Source organism: Paenibacillus sp. FSL R7-0302, assembly GCF_038006885.1.
GTDB lineage: Bacteria > Bacillota > Bacilli > Paenibacillales > Paenibacillaceae > Paenibacillus_AQ.
This window is the reverse complement of the sequence record NZ_JBBOWB010000001.1, coordinates 2,918,142-2,942,304: the sequence shown is the minus strand read 5'-3', so window position 1 is coordinate 2,942,304 and position 24,163 is coordinate 2,918,142. Positions and strand designations below refer to the sequence as shown.

General features: G+C 52.1%; 19 protein-coding genes and 1 pseudogene. 18 read left to right on the top strand and 2 right to left on the bottom strand.

The window, feature by feature from the left end; translation table 11 throughout:
* The first annotated feature begins 60 nt into the window (after window positions 1-60).
* The 6 genes from MKY96_RS12805 (at window position 61) to MKY96_RS12780 (ending at window position 11,532) form a co-directional block, all read left to right on the top strand.
* On the top strand, window positions 61-1,764 hold the full coding sequence (locus MKY96_RS12805; protein WP_340940841.1) for a hypothetical protein: 1,704 nt from the start codon (window positions 61-63) through the stop codon (window positions 1,762-1,764).
* Between the two features lie 62 nt (window positions 1,765-1,826).
* Window positions 1,827-3,614: a cache domain-containing sensor histidine kinase gene (locus MKY96_RS12800; protein ID WP_340940839.1), complete on the top strand. Its 1,788-nt coding sequence runs from the start codon at window positions 1,827-1,829 to the stop codon at window positions 3,612-3,614.
* Window position 3,615: 1 nt separating this feature from the next.
* Window positions 3,616-5,217, top strand: coding sequence for a response regulator (locus tag MKY96_RS12795; RefSeq protein WP_340940837.1), 1,602 nt, complete (start codon window positions 3,616-3,618; stop codon window positions 5,215-5,217).
* A gap of 11 nt (window positions 5,218-5,228) precedes the next feature.
* Window positions 5,229-8,039, top strand: a complete 2,811-nt coding sequence (locus MKY96_RS12790) for a glycoside hydrolase family 2 TIM barrel-domain containing protein (protein ID WP_340940835.1) — start codon at window positions 5,229-5,231, stop codon at window positions 8,037-8,039.
* Between the two features lie 361 nt (window positions 8,040-8,400).
* Window positions 8,401-9,807 carry a transposase gene (locus MKY96_RS12785; RefSeq protein WP_340940833.1) on the top strand — a complete coding sequence of 469 codons (1,407 nt, stop codon included), beginning with the start codon at window positions 8,401-8,403 and terminating at the stop codon, window positions 9,805-9,807.
* 318 nt (window positions 9,808-10,125) lie between these two features.
* The gene (locus MKY96_RS12780; RefSeq protein WP_340940833.1) at window positions 10,126-11,532 is read left to right on the top strand and encodes a transposase; all 1,407 of its coding nucleotides are present in this window, start codon (window positions 10,126-10,128) and stop codon (window positions 11,530-11,532) included.
* A gap of 136 nt (window positions 11,533-11,668) precedes the next feature.
* On the opposite strand, the gene MKY96_RS12775 is transcribed toward MKY96_RS12780, so the two are convergent.
* On the bottom strand, window positions 11,669-12,571 hold the full coding sequence (locus tag MKY96_RS12775) for a LysR family transcriptional regulator (RefSeq protein ID WP_340940830.1): 903 nt from the start codon (window positions 12,569-12,571) through the stop codon (window positions 11,669-11,671).
* A gap of 157 nt (window positions 12,572-12,728) precedes the next feature.
* On the opposite strand from MKY96_RS12775, the gene MKY96_RS12770 reads away from it, so the two are divergent.
* The 9 genes from MKY96_RS12770 to MKY96_RS12730 all read left to right on the top strand — a co-directional run bounded on the left by MKY96_RS12770 (window position 12,729) and on the right by MKY96_RS12730 (window position 20,289).
* Window positions 12,729-13,523 carry an SDR family oxidoreductase gene (locus tag MKY96_RS12770; RefSeq protein WP_340940829.1) on the top strand — a complete coding sequence of 265 codons (795 nt, stop codon included), beginning with the start codon at window positions 12,729-12,731 and terminating at the stop codon, window positions 13,521-13,523.
* 407 nt (window positions 13,524-13,930) lie between these two features.
* Window positions 13,931-14,638, top strand: a complete 708-nt coding sequence (locus tag MKY96_RS12765; protein ID WP_340940828.1) for a response regulator transcription factor — start codon at window positions 13,931-13,933, stop codon at window positions 14,636-14,638.
* Window positions 14,616-16,040, top strand: coding sequence for a sensor histidine kinase (locus tag MKY96_RS12760; RefSeq protein WP_340940827.1), 1,425 nt, complete (start codon window positions 14,616-14,618; stop codon window positions 16,038-16,040). The genes MKY96_RS12765 and MKY96_RS12760 overlap by 23 nt, the downstream gene beginning before the upstream one ends.
* A gap of 24 nt (window positions 16,041-16,064) precedes the next feature.
* The gene (locus MKY96_RS12755; RefSeq protein ID WP_340940825.1) at window positions 16,065-16,652 is read left to right on the top strand and encodes an AAA family ATPase; all 588 of its coding nucleotides are present in this window, start codon (window positions 16,065-16,067) and stop codon (window positions 16,650-16,652) included.
* Between the two features lie 130 nt (window positions 16,653-16,782).
* Entirely contained in the window at window positions 16,783-17,856 is a 1,074-nt protein-coding gene (locus tag MKY96_RS12750; RefSeq protein WP_340940823.1) for a hypothetical protein, read from the top strand.
* Between the two features lie 188 nt (window positions 17,857-18,044).
* The gene (locus MKY96_RS12745) at window positions 18,045-18,389 is read left to right on the top strand and encodes a YojF family protein (protein WP_340940821.1); all 345 of its coding nucleotides are present in this window, start codon (window positions 18,045-18,047) and stop codon (window positions 18,387-18,389) included.
* A gap of 23 nt (window positions 18,390-18,412) precedes the next feature.
* On the top strand, window positions 18,413-19,129 hold the full coding sequence (gene bshB2, locus MKY96_RS12740) for a bacillithiol biosynthesis deacetylase BshB2 (RefSeq protein WP_340940820.1): 717 nt from the start codon (window positions 18,413-18,415) through the stop codon (window positions 19,127-19,129).
* Between the two features lie 42 nt (window positions 19,130-19,171).
* Window positions 19,172-19,714, top strand: a complete 543-nt coding sequence (locus MKY96_RS12735; RefSeq protein ID WP_445671481.1) for a GNAT family N-acetyltransferase — start codon at window positions 19,172-19,174, stop codon at window positions 19,712-19,714.
* Window positions 19,715-19,980: 266 nt separating this feature from the next.
* Window positions 19,981-20,289 carry a hypothetical protein gene (locus MKY96_RS12730; RefSeq protein ID WP_340940818.1) on the top strand — a complete coding sequence of 103 codons (309 nt, stop codon included), beginning with the start codon at window positions 19,981-19,983 and terminating at the stop codon, window positions 20,287-20,289.
* A gap of 140 nt (window positions 20,290-20,429) precedes the next feature.
* Here MKY96_RS12730 and MKY96_RS12725 read toward each other — a convergent pair whose 3' ends face one another.
* Window positions 20,430-21,827, bottom strand: coding sequence for an MFS transporter (locus MKY96_RS12725; RefSeq protein WP_340940817.1), 1,398 nt, complete (start codon window positions 21,825-21,827; stop codon window positions 20,430-20,432).
* 111 nt (window positions 21,828-21,938) lie between these two features.
* Here MKY96_RS12725 and MKY96_RS12720 point away from each other — a divergent pair, with 111 nt between their 5' ends.
* From MKY96_RS12720 to MKY96_RS12710, 3 genes and pseudogenes are all read left to right on the top strand, one after another.
* Complete coding sequence (locus MKY96_RS12720; RefSeq protein ID WP_340940816.1) at window positions 21,939-22,811, top strand: LysR family transcriptional regulator; 873 nt, start codon at window positions 21,939-21,941, stop codon at window positions 22,809-22,811.
* 22 nt (window positions 22,812-22,833) lie between these two features.
* A complete protein-coding gene (gene bshB2 / locus MKY96_RS12715; RefSeq protein ID WP_340940815.1) occupies window positions 22,834-23,520 on the top strand; it encodes a bacillithiol biosynthesis deacetylase BshB2 in 687 nt (228 codons plus the stop codon).
* A gap of 28 nt (window positions 23,521-23,548) precedes the next feature.
* Window positions 23,549-24,159, top strand: a pseudogene (locus tag MKY96_RS12710) (sugar O-acetyltransferase).
* Window positions 24,160-24,163: the final 4 nt, after the last annotated feature.

Genomic DNA, 24,163 nt, shown 5'->3' with positions numbered 1-24,163 from the left:
CTAAGTTAATGGCTATAGAACCATTTCACTGTACAATAACCATATAGGGGGAGTATTCTAGTGACAATCAAACAAGCCCGGCTTACAGCTCTGGCCATGACGGCGCTGCTGACTATCGTCAGCGGGTGTTCCGGTTCCAATTCCGGCGGCGGAAATACGAAGGCAAGCAACAGCGGTACAGGAAATAAGAGTGCAGCTACCCAAGGGGCAAGCGGTTCTACCAGCTTCAACCTCTGGCTTGGCTGGACGGCAACCATCAATAATGACAGTCTGGTGCAGAAGTATTGGCGGGAAGAGGAGCCGGGGGTGGATGTCAAGCTGGAGGCCACACAGGGCGATGCGATGACAGCGCTTAACCTGAAGATCAATACCGGCGGGTTCGAGGATGCGGCGATCTTCAGCCGGAACGAGACGGTGAAAAGCGCCATGCGGCGCTCCAAGCAGGTGCTGCCGGTGGAGCAATATTTCGACATGCCGGATAAATATCCGGGACTCGCGGCAATCCCGAAGCCGTATCTGGAGCTAATGAAGGACGAGGACGGCCATATCTGGTCGATTCCGACCTGGTTTGACCAGAACCCGGAGGCGCCTTGGCCAGGCTGGGCATCGCAGGGCTGGTTCGTCAGAACGGATGTGCTGGAGAAGACGGGCATGACTAGAGCCGATCTGTCCACACTGGATGGGGTTGAGGCCTTCCTGAAGAAAGCCGCTGAACAGAAAGACGCCTCCGGCAAAACACTGCTCCCCATGTCCTTCCTTATGGACACTAATGATTCGCTCGGGTGGAGTGACGAGAATGCGGTGCTGACCGCGTTTGGTGTCAGTACCGGCGGCAATGGCATTCAGAAGCAAGGGGATGAATTTCTCTTCGCTTATGATAATCCTAATTATAAGGCCGCTTATCAATGGATGAACAAGCTGTACCGGGAGAAGCTGATTGATCCGGAAGTAGTAACCAATAAGGGAGAGCAGTATATCGAGAAGAACAAATCCGGCCGGGTTGCATTGAATGCAGGCAGCTTCTGGAACATCAACGCTACAGCCTGGGAGACGCTGGATGGCCCTACGGAGCCAGGCTGGTTCTATGAAGTCATTCCTTTTACGAAGGTTGCAGGGGTAGAGAAGCTGGGCATCAACCAGGTCACGAACCCGAATCCGGGGTATGATGTCTATATCAGCCAGAAGACCAAGAATCTTGAGGCGATTCTGAAATTCCTGGATTACAGCCTGCAGCCGAAGGCAGAACAGCAGCAGGTAATGAGCGAGGGGCCGGCAGGAAAGTACTGGGACTGGGTGGACCAGCCGCTGGGCAAGTGGAAATTTACAGATGAGACGTACAAGACCGCGCGCAATTCCGGCGATGCCGCCCAGAAATCCAAAGTCACACCGGAGCTCTACATGACCTCTTCCTACAGTAATAAGTGGTATCCGTGGTGGAACACAGAAGACGGCGGCAAGGCAGGCGCAGCCAAGACGATTCAGTTCACCGAAGCCATCGGGAAGATGGGGACCATCCGTGTAGCAGAGCCTTATGATCTGATCGAGGTTAAGCAGGGCGGGGTATGGGAGAAATACTCCCTGGAGCTGGAGAATATCCGCAAGGAATACCGGGCTAAGCTGCTGATGGCGGGGGATGATGCCAAGTTCGAGGCGGAGTGGAACGGGTTCCAGGAAGCGCTGGAGAAACGCGGACATTGGAGTGAAGTCAAGGCCGAGTGGCTAAGCAGATATGAGGAAGAAATGAATGCAGGCAGCCAGAAATAAAATACGCCGGAGCGCCCTTCGCCTGAGAGGGGGGCTCCCTTTATAGTTCGTGGGAGGGCCATATGATCAAACAGAGCATAGAGAAAGCAATTATTCGTATGACCCGGTCCATGAACCTGAGAGGCAAAATTGTCCTGTTCTACGGCCTGATTGTATTCCTTCCGACGGTCCTGCTTGCAGCGGGAGCAGGCTACCTGATGCTGCAGACCGTCCGGGCCAATTATATTCTGACCATCAGGGAAGCGGTACGCCAGAGTGCGCAGAGCATTGAGTTCCGCAAGCAGAGCTATGACCTTCTAGCCACTAGGACAGCGACAGATGGTGAATTGATCTCAAGAATAACGCGGGATTATACGGATATCACAGAACAGCTTGGCACCGTCAATTACGTGGACAGATCCTTCCTGTTTACCAGCAAATACCTTCCGGGTATCGAGAACTTCCGCATCTACCATACCAATGATACGCTGGTGCAGGATGGCGGCCTATTGTGGAAGCCAGAGGGGCGGATGCTGTCCGGACAGCGTGAGCAAGACTGGTATGCAGAGCGGCTATCTTCTCCGGATAATCTGGTATGGACCAATGCCAAGGATGACAGGAACAAGCTTGTCGTATCCCACAAAATCCTAGACAGCAACGGGGAGGTACACGGGCTGGTCTATCTGCTGCTGGATTATAAAAGCGTGTTCGCGGAATCCTTCGACCATCCCTTTGACGGCGCCGGGGAAATGTATATCGTTGACGGCAGTGAACGCATCATCGCCTCCTCAGAACCGTCGGAGATTGCTACTTCGTTATCCTCCTCCTCGTTAAGTGAATACTGGGGCAGCGCTGACGGAACTACCCGGACGAACAACGGAACGGTACTGATTACACAGGAGATCAAATCCGGCTGGCGGGTTGGCGCACTCGTGCATCTGGACCGCCTGGAGGAGCAGTCCAGACGGATTCTGTATTATATCGCAGCGGGAATTGCGTTCTTCCTGCTGCTGTCAATTTTCCTGATTATGGTTGTCCTGAAGAATATCATCTGGCGGATCCGCAAGCTGGGGAACCGGATGACAGATATATCCGAAGGATACTTCGAAGTAAAGGTGAAGAACCGTGACAAGGATGAGCTGGGGGAGCTGGAGGTACTGTTTAACTCCATGTCCGGGCGGCTCGGGAAGCTGGTTGAAGAGCATACGGAAGCGCTGCTTAAGGAGCGTGAGCAATCCTTCCGGGCGCTGCAGGCACAGATTAATCCGCATTTCATCTATAATTCGCTCAGTCTGATCCGCTGGCGGGCGCTGGATCTGCAGGACGAGCTGCAAATCCGCACGATAGATGCGCTGACGACTTTTTACCGGCTGGCACTGGGCAATCAGGTCAATGTTACCCGGCTGCGCGATGAGCTGGAACATGTGAAGGCGTATATAGATATCCAGCAGCTCCGCTACCCAGGCCAAGTGTCGGTGGAATGGGAGGTGGAACCAGAGATCCTTAATCTCTATACCATCAAGCTGATCCTCCAGCCGATTGTAGAGAACTGTTATCTGCATGGCGTCATTACAGCCAGGGAGCATGCCTTTATTCAGATTACGGCTGAACGCAGAGGGGATGAGGTGCGCATCCAGGTGTTTGATAACGGGCAGGGGATTGGCCGGGAGAAGCTCGAAGAGATACGCGCCGGTACCTACAGGGGCAGCAGGAACGGGTTCGGCATGAACAATATCAGGGACCGTCTGGCGCTATATTTCGGCACCCAAGGCCGCCTTGAAATCGCCAGCGCAGAAGACGAATGGACGGCGGTAACCATCCACATTCCGGTCTGCATAGAACGTCCCGAGCTGAAGAGGAAGGAGGGGTAACATGCGTGCATTGATTGTTGACGATGAGCCTATGCAGATTCAAGGCCTGCTCAAGCATGTCCGCTGGGAGGCGCTTGGCTACACGACTCCGCTGACCGCCCGTTCCGGGATGGAAGCGCTCGCGGTATTGCAGGAGTACAAGGTGGATGTGCTCATTACCGATGTGGCGATGCCCGGGATGACCGGAATCGAGCTGCTCGCCAGAATCCAGGCTGATTATCCGCAGCAGTCCATGCAGACGGTAATCATCAGCGGCTTCGATGAATTTGAATTCGTGCAGGAGGCGATTCAGCTTGGGGCTAAGGCCTATGTGCTGAAGCCGGTCAAGACGCAGGAGCTGGAACAGAAGCTGGAGGCTCTCCGGGCAGCAGCTGAGAAGAAACAACGGCTGGAGCAGGAAACAGCCCTGCTCAGAGAGAAGGTTACAGAGAGCCGGGAAGTGCTGTTGGAGCGCTTCATTAAAGATCTGACCGGAGGCTGGATTCACAGTGATGAGCTGCTGGATTCATGGCGGCGTCTGCTGGATCTTCCGGCAGGCGAGTGGCAGGCGACATTGTTCCTGTTCGACTGTGACAGTCTGTACCTGCATCATAGCCATGATGCCAAGGAGCAGATTCTGCTGGGTGAAGCATTGCAGAATGCGGTGAAGCTTGGGCTGGACGGGTTCTCCGGCGCTTATATCGGGAAAGCGGGAGCAGGCGAGACTGCGGTGCTGGTGCTGGAAGCGGTTCCGCAGGTGCGGGCCAGGCTGGAGAAGCAGTTAAGGTTCATTCAGGAAGTGCTTCAGGAGCAATATGATGCTTCCGTTACGGTCGGGGTCAGCAGAGAGGCCTGCGGCTGGACGGAAATTCCGCTCCTGTATAAAGAGGTACGGCATATGATTGCCGATGCACGGCTGGCCGGATACGGGCAGATTGTCTATTGTGACCGGCATCTGATGAACGAATACCAAGACTTCCGGCTGCGTGAGGAGTATATTCCGGAGATCGTCAGGCTGCTGGAGCTTGGGGAGAACGGCAAGGCGTCGGCTTATGCAAGCCATGCTTTTGAGATGATGCTGGCCGGAGAGCCTATCTCCTTCTCTTACGTGCAGGCGTTCGGCATGGGACTGCTCAGCGAGCTGGCACGCAAGCTTAAGCGGAATCAGGATACGGATACCGAAACGAACATTCTGATGTGGCAGCGCTTAATTGACTGCACCGGAGTGGAGGAAGTGCGGAAGACTGTTCTGGAATATCTCGTCTATTATACACAGCATAAGCAGAAGGAGCAGACTGCACAGCAGCATCATCTGATCCGGCAGGTCCGGCAGCATCTGGCCGATCATCTGCAGGAGAATCTGACGGTGAAGCAGCTGGCTGAGCTGTATCATCTGAATTCAAGTTATTTAAGTGTGCTGTTCAAAAAAGAAACCGGCCAGACGATCTCCGAATATGTCCAGGAAACGCGGATGAATAAGGCCAAGGAGCTGCTCCGCGATCCTGGCATTAAGGTCTATGAAGTGGCGGAGCAGGTAGGTTTTCAGACGGCGGCCTATTTCACCTTCCTCTTCAAGAAGACCACCGGTACCACCCCGCAAGAGTATAGAGATTACCATTATTAGGAGTGATAATTGTGCTGTCAAAGATCAGCCTTGAAGGCGAATGGAAGCTGCAGCTGGAAGAGAAGGGTAAGGGACTGGTATTACCTTTTACCGATGCAATCATGCTGCCGGGAACTACGTCCCATGCCCGTAAAGGGCCGAAGAACAACGAAATTCTCGCAGGTGCACTAACGGATGAATATCTGTTCGAAGGACCGGTCTGGTACTCCAGAGAAGTTGTGATTCCAGAAGAGCTGGCGGGTAAGCGCTGCTGCTTATATCTGGAACGCACCCGGTTAACCACCCTCTGGGTGGACGGCGATGAGATCGGCAGCCGTGACAGCTTGAACACTGCGCATGTATATGAGCTGCCGGAGCTGCAGCCCGGGAGTCATACGCTTACGATCCGGGTGAACAACACCGGCTATCCGACCAAAGGCGGGCATATGACCTCGCCGGACACCCAGACCAACTGGAACGGGATTACCGGCCGGATGGAGCTGCAGTTCTATGGGGAAGCCCGGATTAACGGCATCCGGCTGAAGTCTGATCTGTCTGCACGTTCGGTGCGGATCTCGGCAACGCTGGAGAGCATGCAAGGTGCCACACTCGCGGTATCTGCCAATAGCTTCAATAGTGAGACAACACATTCCGTAGAGGAAGAGGAATATGTCATCGCACCGGGTCCGTTCACTATAGATTATGTCCTTGGTCCCGAGGCGCTGCTGTGGAGTGAATTCGCTCCCAATCTATATACCGTCAGCCTTGTGCTCAAGGGCAGCGATGGAATTCCCGTTGACCGGCAGGAGGTGATCTTTGGGTTCAAGTCATTCCGGGCCGAAGGCGATAAGTTCACCATTAACGGCGAGCAGACCTTCCTGCGCGGCAAGCATGACGGCCTGATCTTCCCACTCACTGGTTATGCTCCGACCGATGTGGAGGAATGGGTACGAATTCTGGGGCTCTCCAAGTCTTATGGGATCAATCATTACCGCTTCCACACCTGCTGCCCGCCGGAAGCTGCGTTCACCGCTGCGGATCTGCTCGGAATCTATATGCAGCCGGAGCTGCCGTTCTGGGGCACGATTACAGTAGAGACAGATGAAGGGCATAATCAGGCGGAGCAGGACTATCTGATCAGCGAAGGATATGCCATCCTGCGGGAATTCGGCAATCATCCTTCCTTCGTCATGATGTCGCTAGGCAATGAGTTATGGGGCAGCAAGGAGCGGATTGATTCATTCCTGAAGGACTACAAGGCATTCGATGACCGGCCGTTATACACCCAAGGCTCCAATAACCATCAATGGGTGCCGGAGGTGCTGGAGCATGACGATTTCTTCAGCGGTGTGCGCATCACGCGCGACCGGCTGTTCAGAGGCTCCTATGCGATGTGCGATGCTCCGCTCGGCCATGTCCAGACCTCGCTGCCAAGTACAATGAAGGATTATGACGACCAGATTGTTCCGCCGGATTTCCTGAATGGAGAGGGTGAGGCTGAGGCAACAGGCGGTGAAATTCAGATCCAGTACGGGACCGAAGCCAAGACTGTGCAGGCTGGCGGTGAATCCGGTGAATGGATACCGCAGGTTCCGGTAATTTCGCATGAGATTGGACAATATGCTACGTTTCCTAATTTCACGGAGATTGAGAAATATACGGGCCCGCTCAAAGCGGAGAATTTCATCCTCTTCCGCGAACGGCTGGAGAGCAAGGGGCTTGGCCATCTGGCCGATGCATACTTCAAAAGCTCAGGCCAGCTCGCTGTCGCTTGCTACAAGGAAGAACTAGAGGCTGCCTTCCGTTCCCGCCGGCTTGCAGGCTTCCAGCTTCTGGATCTCCAAGATTTCAGCGGCCAAGGCACAGCGCTGGTAGGTGTTCTGGATGCCTTCATGGATTCCAAGGGGCTAATTAGCCCGGAAGAGTGGCGAACCTTCTGTAATGATGCCGTGCTGCTGGCAAGATTCCCCAAGTATAACTACGGCGCAGGTGAGACCTTCGAGGCCCATGTGGAGCTGAGCTGCTTCCGCAGCGGCATGCCGGAATCCATCGAGCTGCACTGGGAGCTTGCGGTAGAAGGGGGAGTTCGGACAACGGGCTCAGCCGGAGCCTTTATTCCTGCCGGAACCCATTACATTGACATATGCGATCTGGCGGTTGAGCTTCCGGCGGTTGACCGGATGAGCCGTGCGGAGCTTGCGCTCCGGGTCCAAGGAACGGATATCCGTAAGAGCTACGACTTGTGGATATATCCTGAGCTGAGTGATAACCCGCTTGAAGTTGAAGGTATCCATGTATTCACAGAGCTGTCTGAGCAGGCAGTCTCCCTGCTGGAACAAGGCGGCAACGTGCTGCTGATGCCGGAGCCGGAATCGGTTCAGAACGGAATCGAAGGCTACTATTGTACAGATTTCTGGTGCTACCCGATGTTCCGCTCGATCTCGGAGAGCATGAACCGGCCGGTTCCAATTGGTACGATGGGCCTGTTGATCGATAACGGGCATCCGGTACTGCGCGATTTCCCGAGTGAAGCGCACTCCACCTACCCTTGGTGGACTATCGCCCAGCATTCCAAATCGCTGATCATGGATGAGGCGGACCGCAGTTGGAATCCCATCGTACAGACGATCGATAATTTCGAGCGTAATCATAAGCTAAGTTTCCTCACGGAGTGCCGGGTGGGCAACGGTAACCTGCTGCTGTGTGCACTGGATGCCGCTAAGGTGAGCGGAACCCCTGAAGGCAGACAATTCCTGACCAGTATAGCCGGTTATATTAATTCTGCTGATTTCCAGCCGCAGTATCAGGCAACGGTTGAAGAGCTTCGGACTTTGATTCGTTAAAATGACCTAATAGAGCTGCCCCCTACCGTGAAGCGGTGGCTTGGGGCGGCTCTTTATTTTTGATATTTCGCCAGAATCCATAGGCTTCGCGCTATAAATTGTAGGCCGGAACGATAGTAACTGCATTTTGTACAATGGAATGCTGTAAAAAAGGCTTTGAAATAGAATCTATTGTATTCTGGAGACAATTTCATAATTCAAAACCCTTGCTATACCTGGTTTTTTTGAGCATAGAAAAAGGAGTACCTCCCCAAATTCTCGAAGTTATAGGCGACGAAACCAACACCCGAGAAGAAAAGAGGTAATCCCCATCTATTCTATTCGACAAGAAGAACTGTTTTCCTTCGAGGAATTGCTCCAAATGAGTCCAGAAGATAAATACAGCCAAATCTTTGAACACTTACATTTAGCTCCAGTTCTGTTCGCACTAGGGAAAAAGAACCATCGCGGACGGCCTGAAAAATTAAACGTACCTGCCATGATCTACTCGCTGCTGATTGCAAAAATGGAGAACATCGAGTTTGTCTCTGCCCTGGTCCGGCGACTGAATCATAGCAACGAATTTCGAGTCCAGTGCCGGTTCACCGGCTCGGATAACATTCCAAGTCAGGCCTCCTATTCCCGTTTGATTCATGCGCTGGAGCAAACGGGAATGCTGGAACAACTTCAGGATCGCCTAGTCACGTCTGCCCTAGAAGAAGGCTTTGTGAGCGGAACCCATCTGGCTGTGGATTCCTCCATGGTCGAGGCTTGGGATTGCCAATTTAGCGAATCGGCCTCCAAGCGTCGTGCAGCTCGCCGGGGGCAAAAGGAAGGCGAAGCTTCGGTGGCCGAGCAAATTCAGCTCGAACATCCCGAGCCTGAGCCTAAGGTGGCGAACGAGCCGCTGAAGAAACCCAGATATAGCAAGCCCGGCCGTCCATCCCAGGCGGAAAAGGAACGTCGGCGCGAGGAAATGGAAGCCTATGAACAAAGTCTCGGACCGTTCCAGAAAACCATTGAAGCGATGTTGCCGTACCCGTACGATGAACTACTGACCGCGTTGCCCCGGCATGCTGCGCGTTGTGACAAGAAAAATACGAAGGGCCGAATGACCAGCTATTACGGGTTCAAGGCGAATCTGCTGGTCGACACGGACAGCCAGTATATCCTCAGCGGCCTCTTTAGTTCGGCCAATCCGAATGACCAGCGTATGGCGGTCGTCCTTCTCAAAGGCCTGCTCCTGAAGTTTCCGATGCTAAAGGTCAAGCATATCTTGGGCGACAAGGGGTACGATTGCGCGGCGGTCTACCAGCTGATTCATTCGCTCGGCGCCTATCCTGCGATTTCCCTGATTCACCACAAAGACCCGCCTGCGGGAATGAATCTGGATTACACGCCGGTGTGCGCTCAAGGGCATGCGTACCGTTACGACAGTTTTGATGCCAAATATGAGACCCTGAAGTACACCCGGCCTAGTGAATGCAAAGGCTGTGCGCTTTCCGGTACCGAATGCCAAAAAGTGTTTAAAATTCGAATCCAAACGGATTTGCGTTTACACACCTATCCCGCCAGAGGTAGCGAAAGTTTTACAACACTGTACAAGAAGCGTACGGCCGTGGAGCGTGTATTTGCCTATCTCAAAGAGTATTTCGGGATGAAGCGCACACGCCACCGCGGTGTCCGGGCAAGTGTCGATTTCCAGCTCAGTACGCTCGCGTACAATTTGAGTAAGTTTGCGTTAGACAAATTGAACCAGCAGTTGAGGAATTCCCAGCAAATCGCCTGATTTTTTAAAAATGTGACCTTAGATTTTGGCCTAATCTTGCTATTTAACAAATTGAATTATGAAATTGACTCTTCTGTACAATTGAATATTGAAAAAAGGCCCTTTTTCGCCCAAAACCCAACATTCTACTGTATGAAAGAGACAATTTCATAATTCAAAACCCTTGCTATACCTGGTTTTTTTGAGCATAGAAAAAGGAGTACCTCCCCAAATTCTCGAAGTTATAGGCGACGAAACCAACACCCGAGAAGAAAAGAGGTAATCCCCATCTATTCTATTCGACAAGAAGAACTGTTTTCCTTCGAGGAATTGCTCCAAATGAGTCCAGAAGATAAATACAGCCAAATCTTTGAACACTTACATTTAGCTCCAGTTCTGTTCGCACTAGGGAAAAAGAACCATCGCGGACGGCCTGAAAAATTAAACGTACCTGCCATGATCTACTCGCTGCTGATTGCAAAAATGGAGAACATCGAGTTTGTCTCTGCCCTGGTCCGGCGACTGAATCATAGCAACGAATTTCGAGTCCAGTGCCGGTTCACCGGCTCGGATAACATTCCAAGTCAGGCCTCCTATTCCCGTTTGATTCATGCGCTGGAGCAAACGGGAATGCTGGAACAACTTCAGGATCGCCTAGTCACGTCTGCCCTAGAAGAAGGCTTTGTGAGCGGAACCCATCTGGCTGTGGATTCCTCCATGGTCGAGGCTTGGGATTGCCAATTTAGCGAATCGGCCTCCAAGCGTCGTGCAGCTCGCCGGGGGCAAAAGGAAGGCGAAGCTTCGGTGGCCGAGCAAATTCAGCTCGAACATCCCGAGCCTGAGCCTAAGGTGGCGAACGAGCCGCTGAAGAAACCCAGATATAGCAAGCCCGGCCGTCCATCCCAGGCGGAAAAGGAACGTCGGCGCGAGGAAATGGAAGCCTATGAACAAAGTCTCGGACCGTTCCAGAAAACCATTGAAGCGATGTTGCCGTACCCGTACGATGAACTACTGACCGCGTTGCCCCGGCATGCTGCGCGTTGTGACAAGAAAAATACGAAGGGCCGAATGACCAGCTATTACGGGTTCAAGGCGAATCTGCTGGTCGACACGGACAGCCAGTATATCCTCAGCGGCCTCTTTAGTTCGGCCAATCCGAATGACCAGCGTATGGCGGTCGTCCTTCTCAAAGGCCTGCTCCTGAAGTTTCCGATGCTAAAGGTCAAGCATATCTTGGGCGACAAGGGGTACGATTGCGCGGCGGTCTACCAGCTGATTCATTCGCTCGGCGCCTATCCTGCGATTTCCCTGATTCACCACAAAGACCCGCCTGCGGGAATGAATCTGGATTACACGCCGGTGTGCGCTCAAGGGCATGCGTACCGTTACGACAGTTTTGATGCCAAATATGAGACCCTGAAGTACACCCGGCCTAGTGAATGCAAAGGCTGTGCGCTTTCCGGTACCGAATGCCAAAAAGTGTTTAAAATTCGAATCCAAACGGATTTGCGTTTACACACCTATCCCGCCAGAGGTAGCGAAAGTTTTACAACACTGTACAAGAAGCGTACGGCCGTGGAGCGTGTATTTGCCTATCTCAAAGAGTATTTCGGGATGAAGCGCACACGCCACCGCGGTGTCCGGGCAAGTGTCGATTTCCAGCTCAGTACGCTCGCGTACAATTTGAGTAAGTTTGCGTTAGACAAATTGAACCAGCAGTTGAGGAATTCCCAGCAAATCGCCTGATTTTTTAAAAATGTGACCTTAGATTTTGGCCTAATCTTGCTATTTAACAAATTGAATTATGAAATTGACTCTGAAATACAATAGAATCTCAATTTACGGTCAGCTATGCGTTTTCTATTGCAGAAAATACAATCAGCTACTTCAATTTAGGTGCAGTCTCCCGAATATACTCCATGAATCTTCTGGCTGCGGGGGACAGATAATGGTCCCGGCGCCATTGCAGGCCCACCTCCCATTCCCAGCCCGGTTCCTGGATGGGAATCCAGACCAGACCGTCAAGCATCAGTCCCAGCGTCTGCGGAAGCACAGAGACGCCGAGTCCGGCTTTGATGAACCCTGCCACAGTAATCAGATCCTCAGCATAATAGGTAGAGGCCAGCTCGAAGGTAGAGGCCAGCTCGAAATTAGTATTTTGGAAGAGTGAGGTGATGGTGTGCTTGAGTCCGCAATTCGTCTTCAGTCCTACAAATGGCTCACCCGACAGCTCGAACAGACTCAGCGAGGAACGCGAGGCGAACCGGTGGGAACTGGAGACCACAATATAAATCGGTAATCTGCGAAACACCATCCATTCCTTATTCTCCGCCGTAGTCTCTTTGGACGTAATCAGCATATCTGAGGTCCCGTTATCCAGCGCTTCGTCAATGTCCCCGTGATTCCCCTGATACAGATCGAACCGCACCTTCGGATGGTCTGACTGATAGTCTCTGATGAGCGATGGGATCAGGTCCACCCCAAGAATATTCAGATAAGACAGATGAACGGTTCCGCTCTCCGCATTGGACGACTCCTCAATCTCCCGCACCCCATTCCTGATATTGCGCAGCGCTTCTTCGACCCGTGAACTGAACATAACCCCATAGCGGTTCAACTGGACATTGCGGCCCTTACGCTCAAATAAAGGAACCCCCAGCTCACTTTCCAGTTTGGAAATGGCATGGCTCAGGGCAGGCTGCGTAATTCGCAGCGCTTTGGATGCAGAGGTCATATGCTCAAGCCGGGCTACGTTCAGAAAATACTCCAATTGTGTAAGCTCCATGCAGACAGCCTCCTTATATATTACTATTATTAATGAATTTAATGAAAATAATAAATTAGACGCTCATATTAATCAAGTCTAATATATAGATATAGACCTTAGATGGCTCGACTTCCAGCCTAACCTGAGGAATCCTTAATGAAAAGAGGCTGTAACGATGGCTATAACTTATGCAAGTCCGCTGACAGAGTACGAAGGTAAAAGAATCCTGGTAACAGGCGGTACCAAGGGAATGGGACAGGCAATCGCTGCCCGGTTCACAGCGGCAGGAGCTGAAGTTATGACTACTGCCCGGACACTTCCGAAGGAAGGGCCCGCTTCGGATTTGTTCGTCCAGGCCGATCTGTCCACTCCTGAAGGCGTGGAGCGAGTCATTGCAGCAGTCAAGGCCCGGTTCGGGCGGCTCGACATTCTGGTGAATAACGCTGGCGGCAGCTCAACACCAGCTGGAGGATTTCTCGCAGCATCCGATGAACACTGGATGGATGCGCTGAACTTGAACCTGCTGGCAGCCGTCCGGCTGGACCGGGGGCTGATTCCTCTGATGCTGAAGCAGGGCAAGGGTGTAATTATCCATATCTCTTCGATTCAAAGAGTGCTGCCGCTGATTGAATCGACCATCCCCTATGCAGCCGCCAAAGCCGCATTAAGCAATTACAGCAAAAGCCTGTCCAAGGAGTTCTCTCCCCAGGGTATCCGGGTAAACCGCGTAGCCCCGGGCTTCATTCAAACTACAGCAGCCGAAGCCTTCTTGAATAATATTGCGGAGGTGACAGGCAGTGTGGAAAGTGCGCTGCAGTCGGTAATGGACGCGCTGGGCGGCATTCCCATCGGCCGTCCCGGCTTCCCAGAGGAGGTGGGCGAGCTGGTAGCCTTCCTCGCTTCCGACCGGGCAGCATCCATCACGGGTGCCGAGTACGTGATTGACGGGGGAACCGTACCTACGGTGTAAGGTGAAGCTAACCCTCACCGGTAATTGTTGCTTAAGTGATCCTCTCCCTAATAGAACAGTCGGTTCAGCCATTTATTGGCTGTACAGCTGTTCTTTTTGTATTGTTCGGTTATTGTTTTTTACGAAAAGCAAAAAGAAGCGGAGGGGGAATTTGGAACTGGAGGAGCGAATGCGACCGCCTTTGTGTTTGGATTTCTACCGCGAGAAGCGGTTATATTCAGGAAATCCAAACACAACAGCGGCCGGAAGTCCAAATGTTCACCGCAGCGACGACCAGGCTTCGAGTTATAATGTCAGTTGTAATAATTCTTTATCTTTTCTTTAGATTTGGTTTAGACTGGATTAAGAATGGCAGGCTATAGTTACAAAGAGCGCGGCTTGCATGACAAGATAGAGGGGGATTCACCATGTATACCATTCTCATAGCCGATGACGAATCGGAGATTGTTGAGCTTCTGCAGCTGTATCTGGAGAAGGAATATAACATTTTGACGGCAGAGAACGGAATCGAAGCCTTGAAGCTGATGCAGAATAACAAGATTGACCTGGCGATACTGGATATTATGATGCCGGGGATGGACGGACTGCAGCTGCTGAAGCGGATTCGGGAGCACGAGCATTTCCCTGTACTGTTCCTGTCCGCCAAGAGCCAGTATCATGACAAAATCCTGGGGCTTGAGCTCGGAGCGGACGACTATATCGCTAAACCTTTCAATCCGCTGGAGATTGTGGCGCGTGCCGGGGCCATGCTGCGGCGGGTGCATCAGTTCGATGCCAAGGCAGCGGAGGAGGAGAAGCCGAATGAGCAGATTGTGCTCGGCAGGCTGACACTGGACCGGAGCACCTGTCAGGTTGAGGTGGCCGGGGAGGCCGTCGCTCTGACTTCTACCGAATACAAAATCCTGGAGCTGCTGATGCAGCAGCCGGGCCGTGTGTTTACACGCAAGAAGATATATGAGACTGTCTGGGAAGATTTCTACGTCTACGAGGACAACAGCATTATGGTGCACATCAGCAACATCCGCGACAAGATCGAACGAGATTCCAAGAGACCGGAATACCTGAAGACGATCAGGGGATTGGGGTACAAAATTGAAGCACCCGTGGAAAAGTAGAGATAACCGCCCGCTGCAGACGTCGCTGACCATCGACTTCCTGCTGTTCAACTGCATGCTGCTGATGCTGGTGTTAGTGGTCTACCTGTTCGTACAAAAGGATATCGCCCAAGTCATCCGGGACCGGATGACGCCAGATCCCAATCTGTCCGTGGAGGCCGGGACGTACCGGGAGGAGCTGGGCCAGGGGCCGGAGAGTGAGCGTCTGCTGAAGAGCGGAGGCTGGCTGGAGCTGCTGGATTCCGGCAAGCGGGTGATTCAGGTCATTGGTGAGAAGCAGGATGATATTCAAGCTTATGAAGAGGACATGCTGTATCTGGGACTGGAGAACCGCAGCGACCAGCCCTTTTACTATTCCATCACGAGTGTTACGGAGCAAGACAGCGGGGCAGCCTGGATGTTGCTTAAGATTCCCCGCGATGTAATTAATATCTCCATTAACAACGAGTTTTTGGTCTCCTATCTGAATCATTCAGTGTTCTTTTATGTATTCCTGGTCAGCGGGTTAATTCTGTTGCTGATTTTTGTCTACAGCTATTGGGTCTCCAGACGGATCAAGAAGCCGCTGCGGGTGCTGAATCTAGGCTTGAACCGTATGATGGAAGGGCATTACAACACCCGGATCGCCCTCTATGCGGAGACGGAGTTCCTGCGGATTGGCCACAGCTTCAACTATATGGCTGATGTGATCGAGAAGACCACCGAGGAGAAGCGCCTGGCTGAGAAAAGCAAGCAGCGGCTGATGGTCGATCTGTCGCATGACCTGAAGACTCCGATTACCAGCATCCAAGGGTATGCGCAGGCCCTTATCGAAGGACGCGTGACCGACCCGGAGCGGCAGACCAAATATTTGAATTACATCTACACCAAGTCCGTGCAGGTCACCAAGCTCATTACGCATATGCTGGATCTGCTTAAGCTGGACTCACCGGATTTCATCCTGCGTATAGAGCGCCTTGAGCTGGGCGACCATCTGCGGGAGATTATTGCTGACACCTACGGCGAGATTGAGCAAAAAGACTTCGAGCTTCACCTGCAGGTGCCCGAAGAAGAGGTCTATGCCCGTTATGATCCCGAGCTGTTCGCCAGTGTCATCAACAACCTGATCGGCAATGCGCTGGCCTACAATCCCGAAGGGACGCGCATCCGGGTATCTGTGATTCCCGAGGACACGCAGATCAGGATCGAAATTGCGGACAATGGAGTTGGTATTCCGAAGGAGCTGTGGTCTACAATCTTTGATCCGTTTGTTCGCGGTGATGAGGCGCGGACAACGGCCAGCGGAGGAACTGGACTGGGCTTATCCATCGCCAAGAAGAATGTGGAGAAGATGGAGGGCACGCTGCTGCTGGAGAGCAGGGAAGGGGAGCCGACGGTATTTGTGATCCGTATCCCGAAGTAAGTATTTTTATGATGAGGTGCTAAAATGATCGTTTGGATAAATGGAGCCTACGGCTCCGGCAAATCGACTTGTACCTATGAATTAAACAAAAGACTGCCTAATTCATTTGTATATGATCCTGAGAACATAGGCTATTTTATCCGTAAAAATATACCTCTCGACTTACATGAACCCAATTTTCAAGATCATATTCAATGGCGGATATTTAATTATGAGATGTTGAAATATTTGTCTTCAGCCCACCAGGGTACTATTCTTGTACCTATGACATTGATCAAGCGTCAATATTATGATGAAATAATTGGTCGCCTAATTATGGACGGAATACAGGTAAATCATTTCATTCTCTATGCTGAAAAGGAAACTATTGAGAGACGACTCAAGAAACGGCTTGAACGGGGGACCTGGGCAAAGTCACAGATTGAACAATGCATATATGCTTTTAATCATATTATTACAGAAGAAAAAATAACAACTGACGATAAGGGCATTGATCAACTGGTTGAGGAAATAGCATATCGATGTAATCTGGACTTAATTAAGGATAGCAGAGGTGTTTTCAAGAAAATAATGGATAGATATACAACAACCTTAAAGCAAATAAAATTCTAAGACATTCTCTGCCGCTTAGTCCGTGTAAATAGAGGAAATAATTAACTTCTTGTCGAATGTACTGATCTGGAAGATTCCGGCACCTTGCCGGGACACCTAACTTACATCGGGGGAAGGAATTAGAACATCTATGAAAAAACTTGCATTACTGCTCACCACTCTGCTGCTTGCGCTCGGACTGGTCTATCCGGGAGGCGCCGGACAGGCAGCGGCCGCAGCCGCACCGGCGTACAAGGAGATTGCTACATTTGTCGAAGGCAACCTTCTTATTTCGCCAGTTAAATCTGTACTTGTGAACGGCTCTGCCTATGTACCGGTTAAGCTGGCCGGGCAGATTCCCGGTTTCACTGTGGCGGCAGATGCTACTGGCGTAACGCTCACAGGCAGCAAAGGAAGTACCAAGCTGAACAAGGATAACTCCATCTTGTATAAGAACACCAACTACGTGGCCTTCAAAACCCTTCTGAAGCTCGGAGCGATCGACGGCAAATATGCCTCCAGCGCCATAGCGTTGTTCGTCTGGAGCACAGAGGATGGCAAAAATAAGAGCAACAGTATGCTCTACGCCATCAGCAAGCTGCCAGGTACCATGGGTATTGTGCTAGGCAAAAAGGTTTATTTATATGGGCACCCGGGAAGCCATTGGGTGAAAAGTGTACAGTACGTTGATGATTACAACCAGAGCTTTGTGATGCAAAATGAAGCCGGAGCCGAGTGGGTCCTGGACTTGAACGATTTTGTGGACAATACCATGTACACTATGGAGAATATTGATTATTTGAAGTATTACTATAATGGACAAACGGTGTGGACCCGGAACGCCAAGATTAGTGATAGTCCGTTCAAAAACTTTGAAAAAACGACCATCGCTAACTTCCGCTCCAATCCTGTAAACGGGAATTTAGAGATGATCATCCGCCGGGCCAACGGACAGGAGATTCCGGTGGAGATTGATCCAACTGCGGGTGATTATGGTGATTACGTCGAAGACATCTTATATTTCAAGAATCCGCAAACGGCCTTCAAGATCAGCGATAAAATGTGGAAGGCCATCCGTGAAGAGCGGGCGGTCAGCGGCATGACGATCACAGAGCTTCTGCTCTCCTGGGGAGACCCGGACGAGGTTTATGACGGGTATGTAGTGTACGGCAACCAATATGTCTATTTCATCAATGATAAGGTCTTCTCTATAGTTAATTTGTAATTCAGCGTGGAAAAGCGGCTTCCCGTCAGCGGGCCTGCACAAGGAATTCACAGAATTCCTTATGCAGGCTCTTTTTCTGTTGCTTGGACAGGTTAGCAGGTGTAACTGTTCCAGTTTGGAGCTTCAGTGATTTCATGTATAATGAATGAACTGGAACCAGCTATTCTTTTACACTCTAGGAGGACATTATGCAGCTCATTAAGCCCCAGGCCATTCAGACTCGAATCGACAATTTCGTCTCTGAGGATCTATATATCCATCTTGAACTTACTAACGGAGCTTACGCCAGCCATTTCGACAGCTCTCGTGCTCCGGGCTCGGTGTTCATCAGCAATGCCGAGATCCGTTACACCCACGGCTCCATCTCAGGGACAGGACCTTACCGGGTCGGCCTGAAGACGGAGCAAGGCTGGATTTACGCCGAAGGACTTACCCATGTGGATGAGCACGATACGGAGCGGCTGATTCTGGCCGGGCATGACAGTCAGGGCAAGCTGATTGTGGCGTTGCAGCTTAGCCGGAGCCCTTTTTAATGATACTGGAGGAGTAAGCAGACATGAGTAATAAATCTATGGACCATGAAAGAATTCTGGTGGTGCTTCCCCATCCCGACGACGAGGCCTACTTCGTATCCGGGACACTGGCGATGTATATCGCAGCAGGTGCAGAGGTGACCTATGCCTGCCTGACACTGGGAGAGATGGGCCGGAACATGGGCGTTCCGCTGATTGCAAACCGCACGACCCTGCCGGCCATCCGCCAAGCGGAGCTCGAAGCTTCCTGTAAGGCCATTGGAATTCAAGACCTGAGGATGCTGGGCTTCCATGACAAAATGATTGAGTTCGAAGACCCGGCGCTTCTGGATCAGCGGATTGCATCGCTCATGAAGGAGCTTGCGCCGTCGCTGGTTATTACGTTCTACGCCGGATATAGCGTGCACCCGGATCATGATGCCACCGGTGCTGCGGTGATCCGTACCATTGCCCGGCTGCCCGCAGCGGAACGTCCGGTTGTACATAGTGTGGCTTTCTCGAACGGCCATCAGCAGCGGATTGGAGCAGCCGATGTAGTCATCGATGTTACGCCTTTTATCACTGTCAAAATCAACTCCATTCTGGCGCACCGCACCCAGTTCCAGGCAGATAAAGTGCTTGGCGGCCTTAAACCCGCCGATCCGGCAATCTGCGGCAAGTACGGTACGGAACGCTTCTGGACCTATCCGTTCCCGGAATGCAAGGAACAGCCGGAGGAAGCGGCATTGTGCTGTAAGTGAACAATTATAATGTATACTATTGAGCGGATTGGAGATATTCAGATGACAGAACAACGGGTATACATCCGGTTCCCCGAGGCGGGAGATGCCGCAGAGCTGACGGAGATGTATTTGCGTAACCGTAAATTTTTTGAAGAGCATTCGCCTGACATTGGTGAGGAATTCTATACCGTAGAGTATCAGCGCGAGCGGATTGCACAATATGAAGAGGATCGGGCAGCAGACGAGCGCTACGACTTCCTGGTCATTCACAAGGCAGACCGGCGGATCATCGGCAGTGTCAGTCTGTCTTTTGTGGTGCGGGGACCGCTGCAGAGCTGTATGATCGGGTACAGCCTGGACAAGGATTATAATGGTAAAGGTTATATGACGGAGGCGGTGCAGCAGGTCGTGCGCTATGCCTTCGAGGAGCTGAAGTTCCACCGGATTACGGGGGAAGCCTCACCGGATAATCCCGGCTCCATCCGTGTGCTGGAGCATGCAGGCTTCCACAAGGAAGGCATTGCCCGGCTGAACGTGAAGATCCGCGGGGTGTGGAAGGACCATCAGATTCTCGCGATTATCAACCCGGCCGATATTAGTTAATGGAGTTAACACACGGATTATTATATAGATTGAACAAAAAAATTAAGTTAAAGGAAAAGTGGCGGAGGGGAATTTTGGAACTGGAGGAGCGGTAGCGTCCGCCTTTGTCTGCGGATTTCAACCGTTAAAAACGGGATGAATTAAGAAATCTGCAGACAACAGCGGCCGGAGGTCCAAAACTTCTCTGGAGTCACGGCTAATCCTAAAACCTGAAAATCAATAGTTCAATTTATTAGCTTAAATATTAACATTGTGGAGGATCACCAATGAGCCAGCGTTTACGAATTACCCGTTCCATGCAGGAAGAGAATGCAGAGCAGGCGCTAACCCTAGAGGAATGCAAGAAATACTTTGCCGATAAATCCGGCTTCAGCTATTCACAGGTCTACACTGTACAGGGTGCGGAGAGTACGATGTCGATCGAGGGGGATTTTTTCATGTGGAGTCATGAGGGCGCGGAGTACCCGTTCCGGCTGTATATGGGCGATCTGTACGTGGCCTTGTCCATGGAGGCGATTGTGCCTGTGATTCTTGAGATTGCCACGGACCTGCGGGCCGATGTGGTGGAGGGGTAGGGAACCAGAATGAATACATATCAGAACAGAATATGAGAGCTTCACACTCTGCTGACCCGCTTTATGGAGAATGGACCGTTTACCGGATTGCAGGGATCGTTAGTAATAATGAGAATTCAGATCCGTCTTCCAGAGGCTCCCTAGCGGTCATCAAGACTGTGATAGGAGCCTTTGGTTAGTGATCGCCGCCGGGACATGAACACCAGGCACAGGGCAATCCCGGTAAGGACGATCCCCAGAAAGCGGAATCCGCTGAAGCTGAACCGGTCGCCCATGATGATTCCAATCAGCAGGGAGGACAGGATCGTCCCGAAGTATCTGGACGTACTGAATAAGCCGGAGGCTACCCCGATGATCTCTTTCGGCGAGTTGTTGAACAAGGCCGCTTGCATGGCGACATTGTTCAGTCCGTTGCTGATTCCAAAGGCAGCCAGGGCCAGTATAATGCCCATTAAAGGCGATGCCGGATTCAGCATCACGATCCACACCGACCCGACGGTCATAAGGATGGCTGAGACTGCCTGAGCAGGCCGGGGACCTGAGGCGTTGATCCATCTTCCGGCGATTGGAGACACGGCGAGCGAGCATAGACCCAGGCTTAACATCAGTAGCCCCGTGTGGAATTCACTGACCTGACGAACGAGCTGCAAATAAGAAGGAAGACCGAAGAAGACGGAATAGAATAACAGATTAACCAGCATAAATTCAATATTGACCCGGATCAGCCCCGGATACCTGGCGAAGGTACGCAGAGGAATGAAGGGCATCGCTGCTCTTAACTCATGTCTTACGAAGACCGCAAGCAGGATGAGCCCGGACAGGCCGATGATTACATTGAATAGGGAGACATGACCGGAGGACTTGGCGGACAGCAATTGCGCAAGCACAGCCACCAGCCCCGTGGCGAACAGCAGAATGCCTGGCACATCTATCCGGTTCATCCATTGCCGCAGGGACGGCTTGGGTAATGCGGCTGTGGACGGCTTGTCTTGCGGGATGGTCCTCCAGGCTAACAGGAAGCTCGCCGTTACGAACGGCAGGTTGATGTAGAAGATGGAAGACCAGCCCCACACATGGATCAAGACCCCGCCGATGAACGGTCCTGCCGCTGCCGCTCCCGATGTAAACATGGACAGCACGGACAGAGCGGAAGCCTGCTTGTCTGTAATATTCACCCGGATGATCGCCATCCCGACCGCGACTACCATACTGGTTCCAATGGCTTGGACAATCCGCAGAACGATGAGTCCCCCGAAGCCCGCAGACCAAGGCGCGAGCAGGGAGGCTGCAAAGACGATCACCAGTCCGGCCAGGAAAATCCTCCTGCGGCCGAAGATGTCGCTGGCTCTGCCCATGACAGGCTGAGCAATAGCGCTGCCAATATAGAATGAAAAAATAATCCAGGAGACAACGGTGAACTCAAGCTTGAATGCTTGCTGCAGCCTGGGAATCGCCACAGCCACCATCGAAGAGTTAAGCGGGTTAAGCATCATTCCCAGCCCAACGGATATCATTAACCACCAGCTGCGTGCATTCATTGTTATTCCCCCTCAAGTACTGTACAGTTATCGTACAGGATAAGAGTTATTTACTCCAACGCATTTCATGTTATGATTTCATAGACTTGAGGGAATGAATGGAGGCGGGATATGGAGCTTCTTCAATTACAGTATTTCATCGCGGTTGCCCGCCTGGAGCATATGACCGAGGCCGCACACAAGCTGCATGTTACCCAATCCTCCCTGAGCAAGACCATTCAACGGCTGGAGGAGGATCTCGGAGCTTCATTGTTCGACCGGAGCGGGAGGAAGCTGCGGTTAAACGAGCCGGGACGCAGATTTCTTCAGCGTGCAGAGAAGGCGCTGTTTGAATTGGAGCAGGGGAAGCAGGAGCTTAAGGACCTGTCCAGCCTGGAGTCCGGCACCCTTGAATTAGCAGTAACCACCGCAAGCACATTGCCCGCTATCCTCCGGGCGTTTCGCCTCAAGCAGCCGGACATCCATTTTCACGTGCAAATGCTGCCTATGCAGGAGATGATTACTCTTCTACAGAGAGGAGAAGTTGATTTCTGCTTGTCCTCTCCTCCGGTAAGAGGGGAGGATATTGAATGTCAGGTGGTCTGTAACGATCACATTTACCTTGCCGTTCCAGCCGCTCACCCTCTTGCAACCCGCAAGAGCCTCTCTTTGAGAGAGCTTAAGAATGAGTGGTTTGTGGGTGTCAAACAAGGCTATGGGATTCGTGATTTGGTGGATTCCGTCTGCCAGGCTTCAGGCTTCATGCCGCGCTATGTGTATGAGGGAGACGAACCGGCCCGCTTGATTGACCTGGTGGAAGCCGGGATCGGCCTGGCCTTCATACCGGGTACGGCGAGGAATGCGCACGATCATATCCGTCTGATTCCGCTGGAAGACGAGGGGCTGGTCAGGGAAATCGCCTTGTTGTGGCATAAGAACCGCTATATTTCACAGGCGGGCTTGATTTTCCGTGAGGTTGTTATCGAGTATTTCGCTAAGCTATAATGTCACCGGGAGGAATGAACCTATGAACCGTACACAGCATATAGAACATCCGCGCATTCTGGTGGTGTTCCCGCATCCTGACGATGAAGCCTTTGCTGCCGCAGGCACACTGGCACAGTATATAGATCGAGGCGCCGAAGTGACCTATGCCTGCCTGACGCTGGGGGAGATGGGGCGTAATATGGGGATTCCTCCGTTCGCGAACCGGGTTACGCTGCCAGAGATCCGCAGGGAGGAGCTGCGTGCTTCCTGCCAAGCAATTGGGATACAGGACTTAAGGATGCTGGGCTTCCATGATAAAATGATCGAGTTCGACGACCCGCGCCTGCTGGAGGATACGATGCTGTCCTTACTCCGCGAGCTGACTCCGTCCCTCGTGATCACGTTCTATCCCGGCTACAGCGTGCATCCTGACCACGATGCCACCGGAGCGGCGGTCATCCGGGCGGTCCGGCAGCTGCCGCCTGCGGAGCGGCCGGTTGTTCACTGCGTCGCCTTCGCCATCGGCCATGAGGAGCACATCGGCCTCCCGGATGTGCATGTCGATGTCACCGCATACCTGGACAAGAAGATGGCTTCTATCCAGGCACACCGTTCCCAATACCAGGCGGCGGAGCTGGTCGGTAACCAGGAGCTGACGGCGGAGGATATTCAGCTCCGCTTCGGGCAGGAAGCCTTCTGGACCTACCCCATGAACACACAACACTAAGAGAAGGCAGGAATCACCTATGAATCTAATGAATCAAAAAGATAGAATGCTCGCAGGATTGCCCTATAAAGCGTGGCTGGACGGATTAACCGAAGAGCGGACAGCCGCCAGGCTGCTGGTTCACCAGCTCAATTCACTTTCTCCAGACGCTCATGAGGAGAGAGACGGGCTGATCCGCAGGCTTTTGGGCAAGACGGGGGAGCTTGTGCATATTGAGACTCCCTTCCGCTGCGATTATGGATCGAATATCACTGTAGGGAATAATTTCTATGCCAATTTCAACTGTACGATTCTCGATGTAGGCAAGGTGGTCATCGGCGAGAATGTTATGTTCGCTCCGAATGTATCGCTTTACACAGCGGGCCATCCATCCATCCCGATTCCCGGAATTCAGGCTATGAATACGGGATTGCCATCACCATCGGCAACAATGTGTGGATCGGCGGCAATGTCATTGTGAATCCGGGCGTAACCATCGGGAACAACGTAGTCATCGGGGCAGGCAGTGTGGTGACCAAGGATATCCCCGATAATGTGATCGCCGTAGGCAGCCCGTGCAGAATTGTCCGTGAGATCACGGAGGAGGACCGGAAATATTATTACAAGGATAGAGAGTTTGACGTCACGGACTACGTGTAGAATC

Coding starts and splice junctions, on each gene's coding strand:
- MKY96_RS12775 (WP_340940830.1), bottom strand. CDS start 12,571: ATGGAGCTTACACAATTGGAGTATTTTCTGAACGTAGCCCGGCTTGAG.
- MKY96_RS12770 (WP_340940829.1), top strand. CDS start 12,729: ATGGCTATAACTTATGCAAGTCCGCTGACAGAGTACGAAGGTAAAAGA.
- MKY96_RS12735 (WP_445671481.1), top strand. CDS start 19,172: ATGACAGAACAACGGGTATACATCCGGTTCCCCGAGGCGGGAGATGCC.
- MKY96_RS12730 (WP_340940818.1), top strand. CDS start 19,981: ATGAGCCAGCGTTTACGAATTACCCGTTCCATGCAGGAAGAGAATGCA.
- MKY96_RS12745 (WP_340940821.1), top strand. CDS start 18,045: ATGCAGCTCATTAAGCCCCAGGCCATTCAGACTCGAATCGACAATTTC.
- MKY96_RS12765 (WP_340940828.1), top strand. CDS start 13,931: ATGTATACCATTCTCATAGCCGATGACGAATCGGAGATTGTTGAGCTT.
- bshB2 (WP_340940820.1), top strand. CDS start 18,413: ATGAGTAATAAATCTATGGACCATGAAAGAATTCTGGTGGTGCTTCCC.
- MKY96_RS12785 (WP_340940833.1), top strand. CDS start 8,401: ATGAGTCCAGAAGATAAATACAGCCAAATCTTTGAACACTTACATTTA.
- MKY96_RS12750 (WP_340940823.1), top strand. CDS start 16,783: ATGAAAAAACTTGCATTACTGCTCACCACTCTGCTGCTTGCGCTCGGA.
- MKY96_RS12780 (WP_340940833.1), top strand. CDS start 10,126: ATGAGTCCAGAAGATAAATACAGCCAAATCTTTGAACACTTACATTTA.
- MKY96_RS12800 (WP_340940839.1), top strand. CDS start 1,827: ATGATCAAACAGAGCATAGAGAAAGCAATTATTCGTATGACCCGGTCC.
- MKY96_RS12720 (WP_340940816.1), top strand. CDS start 21,939: ATGGAGCTTCTTCAATTACAGTATTTCATCGCGGTTGCCCGCCTGGAG.
- MKY96_RS12725 (WP_340940817.1), bottom strand. CDS start 21,827: ATGAATGCACGCAGCTGGTGGTTAATGATATCCGTTGGGCTGGGAATG.
- bshB2 (WP_340940815.1), top strand. CDS start 22,834: ATGAACCGTACACAGCATATAGAACATCCGCGCATTCTGGTGGTGTTC.
- MKY96_RS12755 (WP_340940825.1), top strand. CDS start 16,065: ATGATCGTTTGGATAAATGGAGCCTACGGCTCCGGCAAATCGACTTGT.
- MKY96_RS12795 (WP_340940837.1), top strand. CDS start 3,616: ATGCGTGCATTGATTGTTGACGATGAGCCTATGCAGATTCAAGGCCTG.